Origin of the sequence: Enterobacter cloacae complex sp. GF14B (assembly GCF_004136805.1) — a bacterium.
In the GTDB taxonomy this organism is placed as follows: domain Bacteria; phylum Pseudomonadota; class Gammaproteobacteria; order Enterobacterales; family Enterobacteriaceae; genus Enterobacter; species Enterobacter hormaechei_C.
In genome coordinates, this window is sequence record NZ_QFRV01000176.1 from 1 (window position 1) to 3196 (window position 3196).

Below are 3196 nucleotides of genomic sequence, written 5' to 3' on the forward strand. Positions count from 1 at the left end.
GTCGTCGCTGCCTGCTGCTCGCTGCCTGGCGACAGGCTTGATAACGCGACGGCTGCCTGCGGCTTCATGAAGCGCGCAGGGTCAGTTGCCCTGACTCGAAGCCGGGGGCCCGGCAGCTTTTCCTCCGCGTTTCTGGACGCGCTTTACGCGCTGGAGGAACAGGTATGACACGCATAAATGCCCTGACTATTGCGGGAACCGATCCCAGCGGCGGAGCGGGGATCCAGGCAGACCTGAAAACCTTCTCTGCGCTCGGCGCTTACGGATGTTCGGTTATCACCGCGCTGGTGGCGCAAAACACGCGCGGTGTACAGTCGGTGTATCGCATTGAGCCGGATTTTGTCGCCGCACAGCTGGATTCGGTATTCAGCGATGTACGTATCGACACCACCAAAATTGGCATGCTCGCAGAGGCGGACATTGTTGAAGCTGTTGCTGAACGTCTCAAACGTTATCAGATAAAAAACGTGGTGCTCGATACCGTGATGCTGGCCAAAAGCGGCGATCCGCTGCTCTCCGCCTCGGCCGTCGACACCCTGCGTAAAAAGCTGCTGCCGCAGGTGGCGCTGATCACGCCAAACCTGCCTGAGGCCGCCGCGCTGCTGGATGCGCCACACGCGCAAAACGAACGTGAAATGAAAGAGCAGGGCAATGCGCTGCTGGCGATGGGGTGTCGCGCGGTACTGATGAAAGGCGGTCATCTCGATGATGCAGAAAGCCCGGACTGGCTCTTCACCCACGATGGCGCGCAACGTTTCACCGCCCCGCGCGTACAGACCAAAAACACCCACGGCACGGGCTGTACGCTCTCGGCGGCGCTGGCGGCGCTGCGTCCCCGAAACGCGAACTGGGCGGATACGGTACAGGAGGCGAAGATCTGGCTCTCGGACGCGCTGGCAAAAGCCGATTCTCTGGAAGTGGGTCACGGTATTGGGCCGGTTCACCATTTTCATGCATGGTGGTAAGCCGTATACTGGCATAAAACCTTATGCCAGAGAAAAACAGAGATGGAACAAGCGCATACCCGGTTAATTGCTCAACTCAAGGAACGAATTGCCGCACCGGACAACACGCCGTTGTACCTGAAATTTGCCGAAACGGTTAAAAACGCGGTACGCAGCGGCGTGCTCGCGCACGGTAATATTTTGCCTGGCGAGCGCGATCTGAGCCAGCTTGCCGGTGTGTCGCGCATTACGGTGCGTAAAGCGATGCAGGCGCTGGAAGAGGCTGGCGTCGTCACCCGCGCGCGTGGATACGGTACGCAAATCAACAATATCTTTGAATATTCGCTAAAAGAGGCGCGCGGGTTTTCTCAGCAGGTGGTGCTGCGGGGCAAAACGCCCAACACGCTGTGGGTTAATAAACGCGTCGTGAAATGTCCGGAGGAGATCGCCCGCCACCTTTCCCTTGCGCCAGACAGTGATGTATTTCTGCTTAAGCGCATCCGCTATGTGGATGACGATGCAGTATCGATAGAGGAGTCCTGGGTACCAGTAGGATTAATTCCCAACCCGGACGACATTGGCGTCTCGCTTTATGATTACTTCCGCAGCCAGAATATCTTGCCGCAGCGCACCCGGTCCCGCGTCAGCGCCCGGATGCCGGACAGCGAGTTTCAGGCGCATATCAAGATGGACGATAAGATACCGGTGCTGGTGATCAAGCAAGTCGCGCTCGATCAACAGCACCGGCCAATTGAGTACAGCATCAGCTACTGCCGCAGCGACCTATACGTCTTTGTGTGCGAGGAGTAGGGCCTCGCGCGTGGGGGCGCAGTCGCCACCGCGATGGCTGACTACCCAGGCGGCTACGGCATTGCCAAGCTGCACCGCCTCTGGCAGTGACCATCCCGCGGCCAGACCGGCAAGGGTACCTCCCGCATGGCTGTCACCCGCGCCGATGGTATCGACCACGGTAGCAGGAAACGCCGGAACGTGTCCGGAAGCGTCACCGTCATACCAGACCGCCCCGTCTTTATCATGGCGTACGATCAGCGCAGCGCAAAACCTCTGCTGCCACCGTGTGCCGAGCTCTTCCACGCTTACGCCAAGCCATTCTGCGGCAAGTTCCGCCTCCTGACGATTAAGCGAGACAATCGGTTTGCAGGCCATAATCCTTGCCATCAGCGGGTCGGGAATATCCGCGATGCGCGGACCGAAATCGATAAAGAGCGTCGCATCCTGAAGACTTTCCAGCCAGGCCGTCAGCAGCTCACCGCTGGGGGACGCCAGCTGGTAGCCGGACAAAGAGATCAGGCTCCCTGCCGGCACGCTTAACCCGTCCAGCCAGCGCTGCTGCCACTGATTCTCCACGCCGCTGAACGACATAAAGGTCCGTTCACCGTCAGGCTCCACCAGCGCCAGGCACCAGCCGTTATCGCCCGTTTCCGCTTCCACGGCGCTGTGCAGATCCTGCTTCGCCATGGCGTTACGGATAATATCGGCCCACACGCCGTGGCCGACAGGAAGCGCGTTTTGCGCAGCAATGCCGAGCCGCTTCAGGGCGATGGCGATATTCAGCGCGCAGCCGCCAATATTCACTCCCTGTTGCTTCAGTTCGATATCACACCCGCGCCAGGGCAGAGCGTAGGCGTCGGCAATCACGTCGATGACCGCTGCGCCGAGCACCGTTACGGGACGCGTGGCGTGAAGGGTTTCGAGACGGCGGGCAAAAGCACTCATACGCCCTCCCTGTGCTCCCGGAAGTGCAGCAGTTTTTCACAGTAGTGGCCGAAATCGAGCCGGTTTACGGCATCAAGTTCGTTTTTGAGTGCCGGATCAATGGCCTGTACACCGTGCAGCGCACCGCAGATGGCCGTTGCCATCGCGCCGATAGTGTCAGTATCACCGCCCAGGTTGGCGCATAACACCGCGCAGCGGTTCGGATCGGTGCCCGCGAGTTCGACCATCGCAATCGCCGCCGGAACGGACTCAAGGGTGCTCGTGCCCGCGCCAATAAGCTGATAGATCTGCTCGCTGGCGGACTCGGTACCGTTGGCTTCGCGCACGGTTTTCAGGGCCAGCTCAATACGAGCGGAAAGCGATGCGCTGAAGGTGGTCGTGTTCGCCTCCTGCGCCGCACGGGCAATACCCGGCAGGGCATCGGCGATGTGATGCCAGCGCTCGCCGTCGATAGCGCGTGAAACCGCCCAGGCGATCACCACCGCACCGGCGATGGCGAGATCCGATTTATGGGT

At 60.1% G+C, this 3196-nt stretch carries 5 protein-coding genes; 3 read left to right on the forward strand and 2 right to left on the reverse strand.

Annotated features, from left to right (window positions below):
- From DD606_RS24290 to DD606_RS24300, 3 genes are all read left to right on the forward strand, one after another.
- Positions 1-168: hydroxyethylthiazole kinase (locus DD606_RS24290; RefSeq protein ID WP_176691477.1), on the forward strand; the 168-nt coding region annotated here is incomplete at its 5' end.
- Complete coding sequence (gene thiD, locus DD606_RS24295) at positions 165-965, forward strand: bifunctional hydroxymethylpyrimidine kinase/phosphomethylpyrimidine kinase (protein ID WP_003859244.1); 801 nt, start codon at positions 165-167, stop codon at positions 963-965. The genes DD606_RS24290 and thiD, both read left to right, overlap by 4 nt.
- Before the next feature lie 42 nt (positions 966-1007).
- Positions 1008-1754 (forward strand): GntR family transcriptional regulator, encoded by a 747-nt coding sequence (locus DD606_RS24300; protein ID WP_126297214.1) that lies wholly within the window; start codon positions 1008-1010, stop codon positions 1752-1754.
- Here DD606_RS24300 and DD606_RS24305 read toward each other — a convergent pair.
- Entirely contained in the window at positions 1728-2681 is a 954-nt protein-coding gene (locus DD606_RS24305) for a PfkB family carbohydrate kinase (RefSeq protein WP_129259350.1), read from the reverse strand. The genes DD606_RS24300 and DD606_RS24305 overlap by 27 nt on opposite strands.
- Positions 2678-3196 (reverse strand): ADP-ribosylglycohydrolase family protein (locus DD606_RS24310; RefSeq protein ID WP_176691478.1); only part of this gene is annotated, 519 nt, incomplete at its 5' end. The genes DD606_RS24305 and DD606_RS24310, both read right to left, overlap by 4 nt.

What these genes read in the sequence shown, in the direction of transcription:
- thiD (WP_003859244.1), top strand. Translation starts at nt 165, where the DNA reads ATGACACGCATAAATGCCCTGACTATTGCGGGAACCGATCCCAGCGGC.
- DD606_RS24305 (WP_129259350.1), bottom strand. Translation starts at nt 2,681, where the DNA reads ATGAGTGCTTTTGCCCGCCGTCTCGAAACCCTTCACGCCACGCGTCCC.
- DD606_RS24300 (WP_126297214.1), top strand. Translation starts at nt 1,008, where the DNA reads ATGGAACAAGCGCATACCCGGTTAATTGCTCAACTCAAGGAACGAATT.